At 60.9% G+C, this 16,546-nt stretch carries 18 protein-coding genes; 7 read left to right on the top strand and 11 right to left on the bottom strand.

The genetic code is table 11. The features are described from left to right. Positions 1-38: 38 nt before the first annotated feature. From EGY12_RS13490 to EGY12_RS13475, 4 genes are all read right to left on the bottom strand, one after another. On the bottom strand, positions 39-956 hold the full coding sequence (locus EGY12_RS13490) for an AEC family transporter (protein WP_123894106.1): 918 nt from the start codon (positions 954-956) through the stop codon (positions 39-41). An 11-nt stretch (positions 957-967) separates the two neighbouring features. After that, the gene (locus EGY12_RS13485) at positions 968-1,972 is read right to left on the bottom strand and encodes a TauD/TfdA family dioxygenase (RefSeq protein ID WP_123894104.1); all 1,005 of its coding nucleotides are present in this window, start codon (positions 1,970-1,972) and stop codon (positions 968-970) included. A 169-nt stretch (positions 1,973-2,141) separates the two neighbouring features. Continuing rightward, entirely contained in the window at positions 2,142-3,098 is a 957-nt protein-coding gene (locus EGY12_RS13480; RefSeq protein ID WP_253722800.1) for an alpha/beta fold hydrolase, read from the bottom strand. Between the two features lie 77 nt (positions 3,099-3,175). Next, positions 3,176-3,580 carry a VOC family protein gene (locus EGY12_RS13475; RefSeq protein WP_047728359.1) on the bottom strand — a complete coding sequence of 135 codons (405 nt, stop codon included), beginning with the start codon at positions 3,578-3,580 and terminating at the stop codon, positions 3,176-3,178. A gap of 76 nt (positions 3,581-3,656) precedes the next feature. Here EGY12_RS13475 and EGY12_RS13470 point away from each other — a divergent pair, with 76 nt between their 5' ends. After that, positions 3,657-4,112 (top strand): GNAT family N-acetyltransferase, encoded by a 456-nt coding sequence (locus EGY12_RS13470; protein WP_033637538.1) that lies wholly within the window; start codon positions 3,657-3,659, stop codon positions 4,110-4,112. 34 nt (positions 4,113-4,146) lie between these two features. Here EGY12_RS13470 and pbpG read toward each other — a convergent pair whose 3' ends face one another. From pbpG to EGY12_RS13455, 3 genes are all read right to left on the bottom strand, one after another. Further along, complete coding sequence (gene pbpG, locus EGY12_RS13465) at positions 4,147-5,076, bottom strand: D-alanyl-D-alanine endopeptidase (protein ID WP_038879897.1); 930 nt, start codon at positions 5,074-5,076, stop codon at positions 4,147-4,149. 151 nt (positions 5,077-5,227) lie between these two features. Next, the gene (locus EGY12_RS13460; protein WP_123894102.1) at positions 5,228-6,331 is read right to left on the bottom strand and encodes an adenosylhomocysteinase; all 1,104 of its coding nucleotides are present in this window, start codon (positions 6,329-6,331) and stop codon (positions 5,228-5,230) included. Between the two features lie 45 nt (positions 6,332-6,376). Then, positions 6,377-7,321: a GlxA family transcriptional regulator gene (locus EGY12_RS13455; protein WP_123894100.1), complete on the bottom strand. Its 945-nt coding sequence runs from the start codon at positions 7,319-7,321 to the stop codon at positions 6,377-6,379. 91 nt (positions 7,322-7,412) lie between these two features. On the opposite strand from EGY12_RS13455, the gene EGY12_RS13450 reads away from it, so the two are divergent. Both EGY12_RS13450 and EGY12_RS13445 read left to right on the top strand, forming a co-directional pair. Then, positions 7,413-8,090, top strand: coding sequence for a DJ-1/PfpI family protein (locus tag EGY12_RS13450; protein ID WP_123894098.1), 678 nt, complete (start codon positions 7,413-7,415; stop codon positions 8,088-8,090). A 50-nt stretch (positions 8,091-8,140) separates the two neighbouring features. Beyond that, complete coding sequence (locus EGY12_RS13445) at positions 8,141-8,704, top strand: DedA family protein (RefSeq protein ID WP_123894096.1); 564 nt, start codon at positions 8,141-8,143, stop codon at positions 8,702-8,704. Between the two features lie 3 nt (positions 8,705-8,707). Here EGY12_RS13445 and EGY12_RS13440 read toward each other — a convergent pair whose 3' ends face one another. Together EGY12_RS13440 and EGY12_RS13435 are read right to left on the bottom strand one after the other, a co-directional pair. Next, positions 8,708-9,334 carry a LysE family translocator gene (locus EGY12_RS13440; RefSeq protein ID WP_123894094.1) on the bottom strand — a complete coding sequence of 209 codons (627 nt, stop codon included), beginning with the start codon at positions 9,332-9,334 and terminating at the stop codon, positions 8,708-8,710. 68 nt (positions 9,335-9,402) lie between these two features. Further along, positions 9,403-10,296: a LysR family transcriptional regulator gene (locus EGY12_RS13435; protein WP_123894092.1), complete on the bottom strand. Its 894-nt coding sequence runs from the start codon at positions 10,294-10,296 to the stop codon at positions 9,403-9,405. Between the two features lie 112 nt (positions 10,297-10,408). Here EGY12_RS13435 and EGY12_RS13430 point away from each other — a divergent pair, with 112 nt between their 5' ends. Then, positions 10,409-10,846, top strand: a complete 438-nt coding sequence (locus EGY12_RS13430) for a PACE efflux transporter (protein WP_123894090.1) — start codon at positions 10,409-10,411, stop codon at positions 10,844-10,846. 434 nt (positions 10,847-11,280) lie between these two features. Beyond that, positions 11,281-12,747 carry an L-asparagine permease gene (gene ansP, locus EGY12_RS13425; protein ID WP_123894088.1) on the top strand — a complete coding sequence of 489 codons (1,467 nt, stop codon included), beginning with the start codon at positions 11,281-11,283 and terminating at the stop codon, positions 12,745-12,747. A gap of 37 nt (positions 12,748-12,784) precedes the next feature. On the opposite strand, the gene EGY12_RS13420 is transcribed toward ansP, so the two are convergent. Continuing rightward, on the bottom strand, positions 12,785-13,564 hold the full coding sequence (locus EGY12_RS13420; protein WP_123894086.1) for a 2OG-Fe(II) oxygenase: 780 nt from the start codon (positions 13,562-13,564) through the stop codon (positions 12,785-12,787). Positions 13,565-13,681: 117 nt separating this feature from the next. On the opposite strand from EGY12_RS13420, the gene EGY12_RS13415 reads away from it, so the two are divergent. Beyond that, a complete protein-coding gene (locus EGY12_RS13415; protein ID WP_123894084.1) occupies positions 13,682-14,578 on the top strand; it encodes a LysR substrate-binding domain-containing protein in 897 nt (298 codons plus the stop codon). Here EGY12_RS13415 and EGY12_RS13410 read toward each other — a convergent pair. Further along, positions 14,563-15,315 carry an SDR family NAD(P)-dependent oxidoreductase gene (locus tag EGY12_RS13410; protein WP_123894082.1) on the bottom strand — a complete coding sequence of 251 codons (753 nt, stop codon included), beginning with the start codon at positions 15,313-15,315 and terminating at the stop codon, positions 14,563-14,565. The two genes, EGY12_RS13415 and EGY12_RS13410, sit on opposite strands and share 16 nt — an antisense overlap. A 151-nt stretch (positions 15,316-15,466) precedes the next feature. Between EGY12_RS13410 and EGY12_RS13405 the strand changes: the two genes are divergently transcribed. Further along, a complete protein-coding gene (locus EGY12_RS13405; protein ID WP_123894080.1) occupies positions 15,467-16,231 on the top strand; it encodes an arylamine N-acetyltransferase in 765 nt (254 codons plus the stop codon). The last annotated feature ends 315 nt before the right edge of the window (positions 16,232-16,546 follow it).

Genomic DNA, 16,546 nt, shown 5'->3' with positions numbered 1-16,546 from the left:
GAAAACGCCGGGCGGGCGAATGCCGCCCGGCGCCGGCGTTAGAGCGCTACGCTGCCCAGGATAAACGTCACGGTGATAACCGACAGCAGCGTCGTCCAGGTGATAATGGAGGCCATCGCTTCATGATCGCCCCCCATTTGCCGCGCCAGAATATAGGCGTTGCCGGCGCAAGGCACGGATGAGTAGAGAATAGCGATGCTGGCCGGCACGCCGGTGGCGCCGAAATAGTGCACCAGCGCAATGGTAATCAGCGGCATGGCCACCAGTTTCAGCACGGTCGCATAAGAGATGGAAACCAGCTTGCGGATATGCATGCTGACGATCAACCCTGCGCCGACCGACATCAGGCTCAGCGGCGTGGCGGCGTTGGAGAGATAAACGAACAGCTGTTTAAGCGCACCGGTGATGTGCAGGTTACACAGGTTCATCAGCACCCCGAACAACGCGCCGATGATCAGCGGGTTTTTCGTCAGCGCCAGTAGCGCGCCGCTCAGGCTTTTCTTGCTGCCGGTGCCGTAGTGATTCATCACCAACACGCTCATGATGTTGGTCAGAATGATCATATACGCCACAAAGAAACCGGACAGCGCCACTCCCTCGCTGCCAAACAGCGATTGCGACAGCGCAATGAATACATAAGAATTGTATCTAACACCCCCCTGAAAAATGGAGGTAAACAGATCTGCCGACGTATTGAAGAACAGTTTGCCAATGAAAATAATCAACGCGATGGCCAGCGTGGAAATAATGGTCGCCACAACGGGATAAAAGCTGTCCGCGCCGCTAAAATCCGCCTCGCTGATATCCAATATCAACAGCGCCGGAAAAAACAGGTAATAAACAAATTTATCTGAGAAACTCCAAAATACGGCGACATCTTTAACATAGAGTTTTGATAAATAGCCCAGCACGATTAACAAAAAAATCGGCAGTATAGAAAGGAAAACGTTCAGCATGAATAATAACCTTAAATCGAAAAAATGCGCTCTTCAACCTGATTGAGGTTGCGGTGATTCCACAAGCTTGCCGAAATGAAGACGCGTTGCACCCAGCGCAACGGCGTATCTCTTTCATCGAAAGAAGGCGTGAATTTATCGCGCGAATGCAGCGCAAAGCGGTTATCGATATACACCAAATCGCCTGGGCAAATATCGATGCCGATGGCGTTTTCTTTCACCAGCCCGTAGAAACGCTCCAGCGCGGCTTCAGCTCGCGGCGTGCTGGCCGCAATCATGCCGGGATAGAAGACGGCGCTCACATCCGGCAATACGTGATTTTGCGAAATCAGCGGCACCAGCGCGGTTTCTTCCCGCCCGGCCTGCGTGGATTGGCGCCAGCGGTAAGGCAGTTTGATGCTGTACAGCGGGCTGGCCAGCGTTTCGACGTCTTCACGGCTCAGCTGAGCGATCGCCAGACGCGAATCGGAGATGCGCGTCATCGGGCTGTGCGGATCGCGGCGCACGCCGGCCAGCAGCAGGCCCATCGGCGAGACGTTGAACTGTTCCAGGTGTTTCAGCGCCGCATTTTCAATATGGAAGTCCAGTTCAACATCGAATCCCAGACCGGTATACTCTTTTTTAGCTTCGCGTTTGGGGATCAGATTATTAATCAGCTCCTTCCCCTCGAAATACATCGAATAGGGCTCACCGATTAGCGAAGAAATACCCACCAACAGGTTTTCGCTGATATTCCCGGATTTGGCCGAAGGCGTGTATTCATTCGGACAAGGGGAAAAGAAAACTTCTTTATCCACCGGCACGTTTTTTAAAATAAGATAAGGCCGTGGTTTGATAGACGCTTTTTGCTGGCTTAATGCGGCGCTTAGTCTGTGAGGCAAATGGGTAATCATGGCCGATCGTATAGCGTGAATATACGCATCACCACCGGCGGGATCGTAAGCAATTTTATCTAATGCCGAAAATAACTCGTTTCGTTCCTGATCCGTCAATTGAAAGACGTTTTGGTAATCCATCCTGAGCATTCCTTGACAATAAGAATATCATTAGCAAGCCTAATGAAAGCGGCAGGATGTTAACACTTTGCAATCAAATTCATAAAGATTTATTAACTAATTTCGTGATCTTAATCACCACTCCTCCGTCCAGTTAATGGCGGAGAAGAAGTGGTTAAAAAACAAACAGCTACGTGGATGCATCTTCATCAGACGCGATAGCGAATACGCGCGAGAGGTAGCGCAGAACATGGCCGTGGGCCTCAAAGACGCACGATAAATGCGTACTGCCCTCAAGCAAGCCAAAGGCAACATGCACGCTGCCATGCTGTTCGACGAAACGCTGCAGCGATGGCGCGCTGAACAGCTCGTCTTGCGCCGCCGCCAGCAGCAAGGTCGGCAATCGCAGCGCCGCCAGTTGCTTTGCCGGGGTGCGTGGCGTCAACGCGTTAGCCATATTAACGCTGTATTGGCAGACAAAATCGGGGGCGGCGGCCAGCACGGCCGGGGGAAAATTCAGGCTGACCGCCCGAGATTGCCCAAACCACCGTCCACCGCTGAGCGCATTGGCCACAAAGGGCCATTGACGCACCTGAGCGAAACGGGCCGCCACCGCCAGATCGCGGGCCATCCCGGAAAATGGCCCCAGCTCGGGCGCCAGCAGGGTCAGGCTGTCCGCCTGCTGTTCGCAAGGATAACGGGTCAGGTAGTTGAGCAACATCCCGGCACCGCTGGAATGGCCAAGCAGGTGCCTGCGCGCCAACGGAAAACGCAGGCGCATTTCCGCCAGGATGACATCGACATCGCGCCAAATACGCTCAGGCCGCTCAACCGTCCCCCGCTCTCCCGTGGAATCGCCATGCCCGCGAATATCGACCAGGCACACCGCGAGTGTTGGCTCGGCGGCCAACTGGCGCGCAAGAATGTCATACCCGGCGGCGCTGTTAACCCCGCCGCCGTGATAAACCACGATCACGTCTTCGCTCTCGGCAGTTTGCCGATACAGGCGGTAGCTCAATCCCTCAATGCGGCCGGACGACGTGGCCACCTGTGCCCCCGGCCACTCACCGTAAGACTTCGCTTGCTCAACATAGCGGTCAAAATCAATCAATTCGCACCTTTCCATGATGTTGTCGGTATTCCCCACGGCAGAGTTCCTGCCCGGCGATAAACATATGAAACAACAGCAGGAACTGCCATGCCTTTTGCACGCTCCTCTTAGCCTCAGGGCAGATCCCCCGCCGGCACATTGAGCTGCCAGGAGAGCCCAAAGCGATCGTTGAGCCAGCCGAAGCGGGCGCTGAAGCCGTAGTCGTCGAGCGGCATCAGCACTTTACCGCCCTCCGCCAGGCGGTGGAAAGCCTGCTCCAGCGCCTCTTCGTTAGGCAGGTTGATGAACAGCGACACCGCCGGGGTGAAGCTGAAATCATGGCTGATCGGGCTGTCGATAAACACCAGGTTCTGCCGGTCGAAATCGATGGCGGCATGCTTGATCAATCGCCGGCCGTCCGGCGTCGGGTCGTAATGCTGCACCTGCATGAGCCGAAAACGCGCAAACACCTGGCTGTAGAGGTCGATCGCCTGCTGCGCCTCCCCCTGGAACATGACAAAGGTCGAAACCTGACTCATAACATCCTCTCCGGCAATCGTTGTGGTATTAATGGAGGATAGCGGATTACCGTTGAAGCGGCGGAAAGGAGCAACCATGAGCATCATTCATCGCCTGGCGCAGCCGGACGATCTCAACGGCCTGTTGGCTCTGTATCGCGAGCTGCGCCCACAGGATGCGCCGCTGCGCACCGACGACGCGCGCCGTACCCTGCAGCGCCTGCTGGACGATCCGGCGATCCGTCTGGTGGTGGCAGCGGACGAGGAGCAGCCGATCGCCACCTGCATGCTGGCGCTGATCCCGGGGCTGGCGCATCAGGCGCAGCCGTTCGGCGTCATCGAGCACGTAGTGACGGCAGAGCCCTATCGCGGCCACGGCGTGGCGCTCGCGATGATCGAATACGCGCTGCAGCTGGCCTGGCGCAAGGGCTGTTACAAGGTGATGCTGCTGTCGGGGCAGCAACGCACCGGCGCGCACCAGCTTTATCTCAAAGCGGGTTTCGACGGCGATCGCGAGCGGGGATTTGTCATCAGGCGGCCCGAGGGCCGATAGCGGCCTGCTGCAAACGAGCAGGCCGCCAGGCGGATCATTCGGTGGCGTTTTTCGCCAGGCTGGCGTCTTTTTGGCGACGATAGTCGCGGGCGGCGGCCGGGATCGGCGTCACCTTGCCGGTTTCAATCCAGCTGCGCAGCCGGTTGGCGTCGGCGAAGTGGGTATATTTGCCGAAGGCGTCCAGCACCACCAGCGACACCGAGCGGTTACCGATCACCGTACGCATCGCCAGGCAGTGGCCCGCCTGGTTGGTGAAGCCTGTTTTGGTCAGCTGGATGTTCCATTTCGGGTTATACACCAGATGGTTGGTGTTGCGGAACGGCAGCGTATAGTTCGGGTCTTTGAAGCTGGCCATGCGCTCGGTGGTGGTGCTGAGCTGGCCAATCAACGGGTATTGCTTGGTGGCGATCAGCAGCTTGGTCAGATCGCGCGCCGTCGACACGTTATGGATAGAGAGCCCGGTCGGTTCCACATAATGGGTGTTGGTCATGCCCAGCGCCTTGGCCTTGGCGTTCATCGCTTTGATGAAGGCGTTGTAGCCCCCCGGATAGTGGTGCGCCAGGCTGGCGGCGGCGCGGTTTTCCGACGACATCAGCGCCAGCAGCAGCATATCCTTACGGCTGATTTCACTGTTCAGCCGCACCCGTGAATAGACCCCTTTCATCTCCGGCGTCTGGTGGATATCCACCGCCAGCATTTCGTCGAGCGGCAGGTGCGCGTCCAGCGTGACCATGGCGGTCATCAGCTTGGTGATCGAGGCGATCGGCACCACCTCATCCGGGTTGCGTGCGTACATCACCTTATGGGTTTGCATATCGACGACCATCGCGCTGCCGGAAGCCAGCTCCGGCTGGGTGGCGTGCAGGGCGGCGGCGTTGTCGCTAGCCAGCGCGCGCGGCGCAAAGCCTGCGCCCGCCTGCAAAGCGAGCAGGGTCAGAACCAAAACACGTATTTTCACAGGCATTACTCTGAAATGGGGGCTTGAACTCAGCGAATTATATGTGAGGGTTCAGCGCTTGGCACTGGGATTATAGGGCGGATTTGTGACAAATTCTGTCGGCCGAAAAACGACACAGCCCGCGGGCGCTCTGGGATGAACGCCCGCGCAGAAAAAGTTACAGCGCCGGCTGCCAGGCCGACTGCGGCAGCAGGTACAACCCCGGCGTTTGCCGCGCCCCCGCGCCGACGATATGGCCGATGCCGGCCGCCATTACCGCCAGCGTCACGTCGAAGGCATTGAGGCTGTCGCCGTAGCCGGCGGTCAGGTTGAACATCGAGCCGTTGGCCAGCAAATAGACCGTCTTCTCATTGAGTTGGTAAGCGTTCACATAAGGCATCGGCTCGTGGTGTGGCAGGCCTTGCAGAAAGCCGACGTCGATCTCTTCCGCCACGTGGCCGACGTTAAGGATAAACACGCCGTCCTGCGCCTGTTGCAGGTGCTGCGCCGAAAGCACGTTTTTCGCGCCGGTCGCAGTGGCGATCACGTCCGCCTGTGCGATCGCGCTCGCCAGATCCACCACCTGCCAGCCGTCATAACGCGCCTGCAGCGCGCGCGCCGGATCGATTTCCGCCACCATCACCTGGCCGCCGTAAGCCCTGGCCGCTGCCGCCGTCCCCTGCCCGACCAGGCCGTAACCGATCACCAGCACGCGCTTTTCGTGCAGCGTCAAATGGGTGGTCTGGAAGAAGGTGTGCCAGGCGGTTAGCCCAACCATATGCCGATTGTGCAGCCCTTCTTTCACCGGCAGATCGTCCCAGTTGAAGATCGGATAGCGCGGTGCCACGCCGTTCAAACGGTTGATGCCCGATCCGGTGGCCTCCAGCCCGGCGACGATCTGCGGGCCGCTCGGCGATTGGTGCAAACGGGTGGTCAAATCCGCCCCCATTTCGCACAGGTGAGTCGGCTGCCAGGCCAGCGCACGATCGAAGGACTCCGACCATTCGCCGGCGCTCATGTCGCGCCAGGCATAGGCCTGCGCCCCCCGCCGCTCCAGCCAGGCCACCACGTCGTCCTGCACCGTGGTGGGATTGCAGGTGGTCAGAAAGATCGCCGCGCCCTTGTCCAGCAGGCCGGCCACCAGCGGTGCCATTTTCAAATCCAGGTGCATATTGCACGCCAGCCGCACCTCGCGCAGATCCGGCAACGCCGCCACCGCAGCCCGGGTGCGCGGCATATGACGCATCGCCCAGTTCAATTCGCTCTCGAAATCCTGATACATCCGTTGCTCCTCTGGTGTGCCCCGCCGCCAGGCGTGGCAAAAAAGTTATCCCGCACGGCCGAGCCGGCGGATCGCCTGCGGCGACAGACCAAATACGCGGATAAACGCCCGCCTCATGCGTTCCGGATCGCTGAATCCCACCGAACGGGCGATCGCCTCCAGCGGCTCGGCGCTCTCTTCGATGCGCACCCTGGCCGCCTCCACCCGTAGTTGCTCGATCACCTTGGCCGGCGTCTGTCCGGTTTCGGCGCGGAACAGCCGGCCGAACTGGCGCTCGCTCAGGCAGGCGGCGTCGGCCAGATCCGCCACCGACAGCGGCAGGTGCAAGTGCTCGCGCGCGAACGACAATGCGGCGCGCATGCGATCCGATGACGGGTTCAACGCCAGCAGCAGCGAATACTGCGACTGCCCACCGGGGCGCCGGTGGTAGACCACCAGCTGCCGCGCCACGCCTGCTGCCATCGTGGCGCCAAGGTCGTCTTCTATCAGCGCCAACGCCAGATCGATACCGGCGCTGATGCCGGCCGAAGTCCAGATATCGCCGTCGCGGATGAAGATACGGTTGCTGTCGACGCGGATGCGCGGATAACTCTGCTGCAACCGCGCCGCATGATACCAGTGGGTGGTAGCGCGTTTGCCGTCCAGCAAACCGCAGGCCGCCAGAATAAACGCGCCGGTGCACACGCTGGCGATGCGCCGCGCTTGCCGGCTGTGGGTAGTCAGGAACGCCACCAGCGCCGGTGACTGCGCCGCCATCACGTTGCCGCTGCCGCCGGCCACCACCAGCGTATCGAAACGCTCGTCGCCGCACGGCTGCGTGGCGATCTCCACTCCGGCCGAGCTGGCGACCATCCCGCCCTGCGGCGAGATCGCCACGCAGCGGTAGGCGGGCGGATCGGTAAACTGGCTGACGTTATCGAACGCCGCCAGCGGACCGGCAAAGTCCAGCAGGTTGAAACCGGGAAAAACCACAAAACCGATCGTTTTCATGATGGCGCTTTTTGAGGGTTATCTGTCATATCAGCCAAAAACAGGGCGGCTATTATGGCTCAGGTCCAACGATAAAAATGAGGCGAATGTCATGTCTGAACCACTCGTGATTGTATTTCCCATCTATCAAGGCGTCACCCAGCTCGACTTCACCGGCCCACTGCAGTTTCTGCGCCACATGCCGGGCGCCGAAATCATCGTCGCTTCGGTAGACGGCGCGAATGTCGAATCGGAAGGCTTGCACTTCACCCAGCTGCGCCCGCTGCCGGAAATCGCGCGCTGCGACGTACTGTGCGTGCCGGGCGGCAGCGGCTGCACCCAGGCGCTGCAGGATGAAGCGTTCATGCAGCAGATCCGGCGGCTGGGCGCCGATGCCCGCTACCTGACCTCGGTGTGCACCGGTTCGCTGATCCTGGCCGCCGCCGGTTTGCTGCCGGGCAAACGCGCCGCCTGCCATTGGTCGATGCGCGACAGCCTGAAGCTGTTCGGCGCCATACCCAGCGCTGCACGCGTCGAGCGCGACGGCAACGTGATCAGCGGCGGCGGCGTCACTGCCGGCATCGACTTTGCGCTGGCGCTGATCGCCGAACTGCACGGCGAAGAGACCGCCCAGACGATCCAACTTTATCTGGAGTACGCCCCGGCTCCGCCGTTCACGGGCGGCACGCCGGAACTGGCCCCGCCGCACATTTACGCCAAGGTACAGGCACAAATGGCGGAAAGTCTGGCGCGGCGCAGAGCCTTGGTGGCCCAGATCGCCCAAAGCTAGCGATCGCGCGTATACTTGCCCTTATGCGTCAGTCACATAAGGAGTAAGGAATGACCGATTTGGCCCACTACATTACGGACTACGGCTACTGGGCGTTGTTTATCGGCTGCCTGGCTGAGGGAGAAACCATCACGCTGCTGGGCGGCATCGCCGCCCACGAAGGGCTGCTGCACTGGCCGTGGGTGATAGCCGTGGTGGCGCTCGGCGGCACGCTGGGGGATCAGCTGCTGTACTTCATCGGCCGCCGGTTCGAAGGCCGGGTCATCTCGCGGCTCAAAGGGCAGGAAAAGCGCATCGCGCGCGCCAGAAGGCTGATCGCCCGCCACCCGATGCTGTTCGTTATCGGGGTGCGCTTTATGTACGGCTTCCGCATCATCGGCCCGGTGCTGATCGGCGCCAGCCGGCTGCCGCCGTCGCGCTTTGTACCGCTCAACATCCTCGGCGCCATTCTCTGGGCGACGATCTTCGTCATGCTCGGCTATTTTGGCGGCCAGGCGATCGAAAGCTTCTTTACCGGCTTCAATAAAAAACTCTCCAGCCTGCTGTTTGTCGCGCTGGCGATCGCCGCCATCCTGCTGGTGCGCTTCTGGTGGCGCAAACGCCACGCGGACTGAAACTCAGCGGCTCATCATCAGCTTGATGCCCAACAGCGCCAACACGCCACCGCTCAGGCGATCGAACCAGGCCTTGAAGCGCAGATAAACCCGGCGCGGGCGCGGCGAAGAGAGCACGAAGGCGACAAAGGCATACCACGACACATCAACCGCCAGCGCGATCAAGGGCAGCGCCACATACATCCACGGCGCGATAGCATGGCTGAGCAACGCGGCGAACACGCTGGCGAAGACGATAGCAGTATTCGGGTTGCCCAACTGGGTCAGCAGACCGGTGGTGAAGGCTTTACGCCATCCCAGCGGCTGCCCGCCAGCGCCATCCACGTTCAGTGGTCGGTTGGCGCCGCGCAGCATGATGAACGCCAGATAGATAAGATAGGCGCCGCCCAACAGTTTCAACGTCCCGTATAGCCACGGCAGCGCCAGCAACAACGACTGCAGCCCCAGCAGGGCCAACAGCGCAAAGACAAAGCATCCGACGCCCATTCCCAGCGCGACCGCCATGCCATCGCCACGCGAAGATGCCACCGCCGTGCGCGCCACCAGAATAAAGCTTTGCCCCGGGCTCATCGCCCCCAGCGCAATCGCGCCGGTAATGCTTATGATCGACAGCACCGTCTCGCTCAACATGCCCACTCTCCCGTTGTCATTTTTATTCAAACTAGCGCAGAGGTGAAAACAAAAGCAATGGCGGAGCGTCAAGATCCCTGCGGCGCCGCGCGCATCAGCTCGACCAGCTCGCGCGCCGCCTTGTCCAACGGGCGGTTCTTCAGCCAGATCAAATGCATCGGCAAGCGCAGCTCGTTCTTGGTGTTTTTGAATTTCAGCCGCACCAGACGCCCCTGCGCCAGCAGCGGCTCGGCCAGCGACAGCGGGAAGTTGCCCCAGCCCAGGCCCGCCTCCACCATGTTCAGCGCCATCGGCAGGCTGTCGGTGCGCCAGTATGCCTCCGCCACCTGCGGACGCAGATCGCCGATCGGCAGATCGCGGCTGGCCACCATGATCTGCCGCACGTTGACCAGATCCTCGAGAAACAGCTCGCCCGCCGCGCCGTCCAGCGCCGGGTGCTGCGGCGACAGCATCGCCACCAGCGACTCCGCGCCGACGAAGTGGAACTGTTCTGCGCTGTTGATGTTCAGCCCGCCAAACGCCAGACATACGCCGACGCGCTCCTGATGCAGCATGTGCAGCACGTCATCCTGCGGCGCGCTGAGCACTTCAATGTTCAGCAGCGGATAGCGCTGCGACAGTGTTTTCACCGCCGCCAGCAGGCCGGCGCCGTTGATATCCGACGCCACGCCGATCGAAAGCCGGCTCTCCAGCCCCTGAGACAGTTCGATGGCGTGCACCTGCAGTTGCTTGAGCTGCCCGGCGATCAGGCGGGCGTGCGGCGCCAGAGCCAGCGCCAGCGCGGTCGGCGTCGGTTCGCGGTGAGAACGGTCGAACAAGGCAAAACCGAGCTCCGCCTCCATGTTGGCGATGGCCATGCTGACCGCGGACGGCACGCGCCGCAGCGCGCGGGCGGCGGCGGAAAACGAGCCGCGATCGAGCACCGCCAAAAACAGTTCGATATTGTCGCTGGAGAAATTCATTGTTTAACTTGTCAATAAAACTGACAGCTCCTGACTTTTTCTATCAATGTGATTGACGTTATCTTAGCCGCCGTCGCCACAGAGGCAACTAAAAACAGATCGGGAGAAAACGATGCAAGGCGTCAAACGCAAACTGGTGTATGTCACCGCTTATGAAATCATCGGCATGGCGATCTCGGCGCTGGGGCTGGCGCTGCTGTCAGGCCATGCGCCAAGCAGCACCGGGCCGCTGGCGGTGGTGATCACCACCATTGCGGTCAGCTGGAACTTTATTTACAACTATTTATTCGAGTGGTGGGAAAGCCGCCAGGTGTCGCGCACCCGCACGCTCAAACGCCGCATTTTGCACGCCGTCGGCTTTCAGCTGACGCTGGTGGTGTATCTGATCCCGCTGATCGCCTGGTGGATGGGCATCACGCTGTGGCAGGCGCTGCTGCTGGATATGGCGCTGATCGTCATCATTCCTTGCTACACCTTCCTGTTTAACTGGGCATTCGACAAGCTGTTCGGCCTGCCGGTTTCGGCTCTGCCGGCCGGTGAATCCGCCTAAGCCTCGCTACGCGCCAACCGACCCGCTGCCGATCCCATTTTCTTTCTGCGCGGGTCGCCATTTCTTTCCTCTTATTTCTCGCCACGAAATATAAGAACAACACCCTGTAATTTGCACGGTAATTATTATTTTGTGATTTTAATCACTTTTTATTCCTCGATATTTCCGTCTTGATAAAACATCACATCTTTTTGAATAATATATCCTTTTATATTTGGATTAAAAAATAAACACACTTGTTCACGTTTTATGCGCAGTATTTTTTGCCACCATTACGGAGAAAAGGTAGCATGCTTCGCCGTTATTTTAATGATGGCTGTATACACAATAAACAGCGGAATGATGCCACGACCTCATTCTCATGACGATTGGTCATAGCAATCGTTTGCTCTCGTTAGAGCAGGGTTAACATAGACAGGTAAACAGGACGGATAATGCACTCACAAAAACAGTCGGCGGATGACAAACACGCCGCCAGAAGACGCTGGCTAGACTCTCATGAATCCGGTTATCACAAAAGCATGGGCAACCGGCAAATCCAAATGATCGCCATCGGCGGCTCCATCGGCACCGGCTTGTTCCTCGGTACCGGCGGCCGTCTCGAGTTGGCCGGGCCGGCGCTGGCGCTGGTCTACCTGGTGTGCGGGATCTTTTCTTTCTTCATCCTGCGCGCGCTGGGTGAACTGGTACTGCATCGCCCTTCCAGCGGCAGCTTCGTTTCTTACGCCCGCGAATTCCTCGGTGAGAAAGCCTCTTACGTCGCCGGCTGGATGTATTTCCTCAACTGGGCGATGACCGGCATCGTCGACATTACCGCGGTGGCGCTATACATGCACTACTGGGGCACCTTTGCCGACGTGCCGCAGTGGCTGTTTGCCCTCGGCGCGCTCGGCATCGTCGCCACCATGAACATGATCGGCGTGAAGTGGTTCGCCGAAATGGAGTTCTGGTTCGCGCTGATCAAGGTCGTCGCCATTGCGCTGTTCCTGATTGTCGGCGTCGTCTTCCTCGGCACCGGCACCCCGGTCGCCGGCCACACCACCGGCATGCACCTGATCACCGAAAACGGCGGCATGTTCCCGCACGGCCTGCTGCCGGCGCTGGTGCTGGTGCAAGGGGTGATCTTCGCCTTCGCCGGCATTGAGCTTATCGGCACCGCCGCCGGCGAGTGTAAAGATCCGGCTAAAATGATGCCCAAAGCGATCAACAGCGTGATCTGGCGCATCGGTCTGTTCTACGTCGGCTCCGTGGTGCTGCTGGTGCTGCTGCTGCCGTGGAACGCCTATCAGGCCGGCCAAAGCCCGTTTGTCACCTTCTTCAGCAAGCTGGGCGTGCCTTACATCGGCACCATCATGAACATCGTGGTGTTGACCGCCGCGCTGTCCAGCCTCAACTCCGGCCTCTATTCCACCGGCCGCATCCTGCGTTCGCTGGCGATGGGCGGCTCCGCGCCGAAGCTGATGGCTAAAATGAGCAGCCAACAGGTGCCTTACGCCGGCATCCTGGTCACCTGCGGCATCTACGTGATCGGCGTGGTGCTCAACTACCTGGTGCCGTCGCGGGTATTCGAGATCGTGCTGAACATCGCCTCACTGGGCATCATCGCCTCCTGGGCGTTTATCATCGTTTGCCAGATGCGCCTGCGCAAAGCCGTGCGCGAAGGCCGCGCGCAGCCGGTATCGTTCAGAATGCCGGGCGCGCCGTTCACCTCCTGGCTGACGCTGGCGTTCCTGCTGATCGTAGTGGTGATGATGGCGTTCGACTACCCGAACGGCACCTGGACCATCGCCACCATTCCGGTGCTGGCGGTGCTGCTGACGCTGGGCTGGTTCGGCCTGCGCAAGCGCGCGCAGGAAGTGAAGCTGGAGCAGCAGGCTCACGAAGAGCAGAACCCGCACTGAATCGACAAACCGCTCTCCGGAGCGGTTTTTTTATCCGCTATAACCGGCCGTAAAACGTCATTCTGGCGCTTTCCGACAGCATCACGTCCGGCTGCGCATTGTAGGCCAGCACCACCAGCATGCGCGTGGTGTCGCCTTCGGTCGGCGTCACCCGGTGCATGGCGTTGCGCCCGCGAAACAGCACCAAATCCCCCTCCTCGATCGCCAGCTGTTTGACCGCCCGCTCGCCGTCCAACACCTGCGTGACCCCGGCATAGTTCATCTCGCCGCGATCGGCATCGCGCAGGTTCTCCACGTATTCGAAACGCCCACCCGCCTGCGGTTTCTGGATCAGCAGCGTGATGGCGAACGAGGAGTTGTCAAAATGCCAGCCCAGCTCCTGACCGGTATGGGCGTAATGCAGGTTGATCGACGACAGCCGATCGGCGTAGGGATACAGCTGCGCCTCATCCAACACCGCGCAGAGAAACGCGCGAAACGCCGGGGCGTCGTACAGCGCGCGCAGCGGCGACTGCGGCGGAATATCCTCGTCGGTAATGCAGCCCTTGGATGACACCACCAGCCGGTTGCGCGCATGGTCGGCCGGCAGCGCGTCGTCCTGCGGCCGTAGATACACGTTGTGTTTGCTGGTGGCGTAAAACGCCGCATGGTGCTGTTCGGCGCCCTCCAGCCGCACCGTCGCCAGCGCGGCTTCGCGCAGAAATCCCGGCAGCACCAGCGCGCCGGCGCGCGCCAGCGTTTGCCGGCAACGGGCGCGGAACGCGGCGTCGTCGATGGGATGGGCGGACAGATCGATAATATCGGCAAGTGGCGGCATGACGTTCCCCTCGTGTGCGAAAGCCGGATGCCTCTCACTGTAGCGAATGCCGCATTGCCGCCATAACAAAAATACGTTATGGATAAGCTAACCAATTCTTAGCGATAAGCCCTGCCCATGCACTCACCGTCCCGTGCGCGCTTGCCCAAGCTGAGCGCCATTCTGGCGTTCGAAACCGCCGCCCGCACCGGCAGCCTGGCCCGCGCGGCGGATGCGCTGGCGCTGACCGCCGCCGCCGTCAGCCAGCAGATCCGCCAGCTGGAGCAACACCTGGGGATCACGCTGTTCATTCGCGCCAAAAGCGGCGTCACGCTGACCGAACAGGGCGCGGACTACCTGGCCTACGTGCAGGAGGCGTTCGAAACGCTGCGCGTGGCGCAGCAGCACGTCGAGCGCCAGCGCGGCAAACAGGCGCTGACGGTATTCGCCCTGCCGGCGTTGGCCTCCAAGTGGCTGAACCCGGCGCTGGGCGACTGGCTGGCGCAGTGCCCCGACGGCGATCTGCGGCTGCACGCCACCCATGCGGCGGTCGATTTCACCCATTCGGCGGCGGACTTCGCCCTGTGCTTCGGCGATCAGGACTATCCGCTGCTGGAAAAGGTGCAACTGTTTCAGGATCGGGTGCAGCCGGTGTGCAGCCCGGCGCTGCGCGATCGCGGCGACTGGACGCAGCTGCCGCTGATCCACGTCGACTGGGGTAAGGAGAGCCAGTTTCTGCCGGGCTGGCACGAGTGGTTCACCGCCGCCGATCGGTCGCCGCCGCCGCGGCGCGGGCTGACCTATAACCTGACCTCGCTGGCCATCGACGCCGCCGTGCAAGGGCGCGGGGTGCTGCTCGGCCAGCGGCGGCTGATCGCCCGTGAACTGGCGGAGGGCCAGCTGGTCACGCTGGCCGAACCGGCGCTGCCGCTCAGCAAACCCTACTACGTGGTTTATCCGCCGCGCACGCTGGAAAAAACCGGCGCAGCGGCGTTTCTCCGTTGGCTGCAGGCGCTGGCTCAGCGCGCGGTATAACCGCCGTCGATGCTGTAAAACGCGCCGGTGGTGAAACTGCTGTCGTCCGAGAGCAGGAAAGCCACCGTTTTCGCCACCTCTTCCCGCGTCGCCATTCTCCCCATCGGGTGCGAAGCGGCCATCTGCGCCCGCGCCGACGCCGGCAATTCCCCCATCGCCGGCGTATCCACATAGCCCGGCCCGACGGCGTTGATGCGCACGCCGCGCGCGGCGAACTCCAGCGCCGCCGAGCGCGTCAGGCCCAGCACGCCATGCTTGGCGGCGGTATAGGGCGCAATCCCGGCAATCCCCACTACGCCGTTGGCGGAAGAGAGGTTCACTACCGCTCCGCCGCCGCCGGCGACGATTGCCGGCAGGCCGTACTTCATGCCGAAAAACGTGCCGCTCAGGCAGGTGGCGATCACCTCATGCCAATCGTCGACCGCATACCGATCGATATCCACCTCGTGCGGGCCGGTGATCCCGGCGTTGTTGACCAGCAGATGCAGCGCGCCGCAGCGCCGCACGATCTCTTCAATGCCCTGCTGCACCGACGGCGCGTCGCGCACGTCCATCCGCAACGTCATCACCCGTCGGCCCTCGGGATCGAGCCGCGCGGCGGCGGCGGCGAGAGGCGCGGCGTGGCGGCCGGTCATCACCACCGTGGCACCGCGCCGAAACAGCTCGGCGGCGATCGCTTCGCCAATGCCGGTGGACGCGCCGGTCACCAGCGCCACCCGATGTTTGAAATCTTGCATAGCCGTTCTCCTGCAACGTTGAACTCAGGGGAACAGGCTAGCGCCGACCAGTGACAGTTTGCGGCAGCAGCGACAGCGCAGCACGTAATGCGCTCACAAACGCCGCAAAGCCCGCTATTTTATGCCTACTTTTTCTCATGCGAGACACCCTGTGGATACCCAACGCTACCTGCAGCATATCGGCTTTACCGGTGCCGCCCGCCCTGACCTCCCCACGTTGCAGCAACTGCACCATCGCCACATGCTGAGCGTCCCGTTCGAGAACCTGAGCATTATTTATCATCAGGGCATTCAGCTGGCGCCCGAAGCGCTGTTCAGCAAGGTGGTCGAGCGCAACCGCGGCGGTTTCTGTTATGAGCTGAACACGCTGTTCGCCCTGCTGCTGCGGGAGATCGGTTTCAAGGTGAGCTTCATCTCCGGCGAGATCCGCGCGCGCGACGGCCATTTCGGCCCGCCCTACGACCACCTGGCGCTGCGGGTGGATCTGGCGGGGCAGGCCTGGCTGGTGGACGTCGGTTTCGGCGATTCCTTCCTGACGCCGCTGAAAATCGTCGTCGCCGAGCCGCAACCGCAGGCCAGCGGCACCTTCCACCTGGAGCGGGAAGGCGAGTATTACCTGCTGGAACGCCGTAACGGCGACCAACGTTCACATGCCAAAACCCTGTATCGCTTTACCCCTCAACCGCGCGAGTTGCCTGAGTTCGACGAGATGTGCCGCTTCCACAGCACCTCGCCGCAGTCGCACTTCACCCAGCGCCTGGTGTGTTCACGGCCGACGGAGCACGGCCGGGTGACCCTCAGCGACATGAAGCTGATCGTGACCGAAGATCATCAGCGCCACGAAACGACGTTGCATTCGGAAGAGGAACGCCGCGCCGCGCTGTGGCGGCATTTCGCCATCGATTTGGATCGTTGACGGCATCGGCGGCGTAATGGCGTAATGCTGGTCAGTTAGCGTTTTTCTGAACGTATTTGTGCAGTTTTCGGTCGATAAAGGTGAGATGCGCCATGAGGCTCATACGCCTCGACCGAGCCAAGGGCCGAAGGCGCGGCCCCTCCCATTGCCGTTCATTGTAGTAACAGAGAAATTCTGGGCATTTACGGCAATTCATCCTGCACGCCACGTACAGAGACTGGATAAAAAAATGCCAGTCAGGCTTAAGTGACCAGCATTACGCACTGCGACGCCCTTTTATTACGATTCTGTTACACCGATTGCATAACCGCGCTT

This window comes from Serratia sp. FDAARGOS_506, from assembly GCF_003812745.1.
In the GTDB taxonomy this organism is placed as follows: Bacteria; Pseudomonadota; Gammaproteobacteria; order Enterobacterales; family Enterobacteriaceae; genus Serratia.
This window is presented reverse-complemented; position numbering and strand designations above follow the sequence as displayed.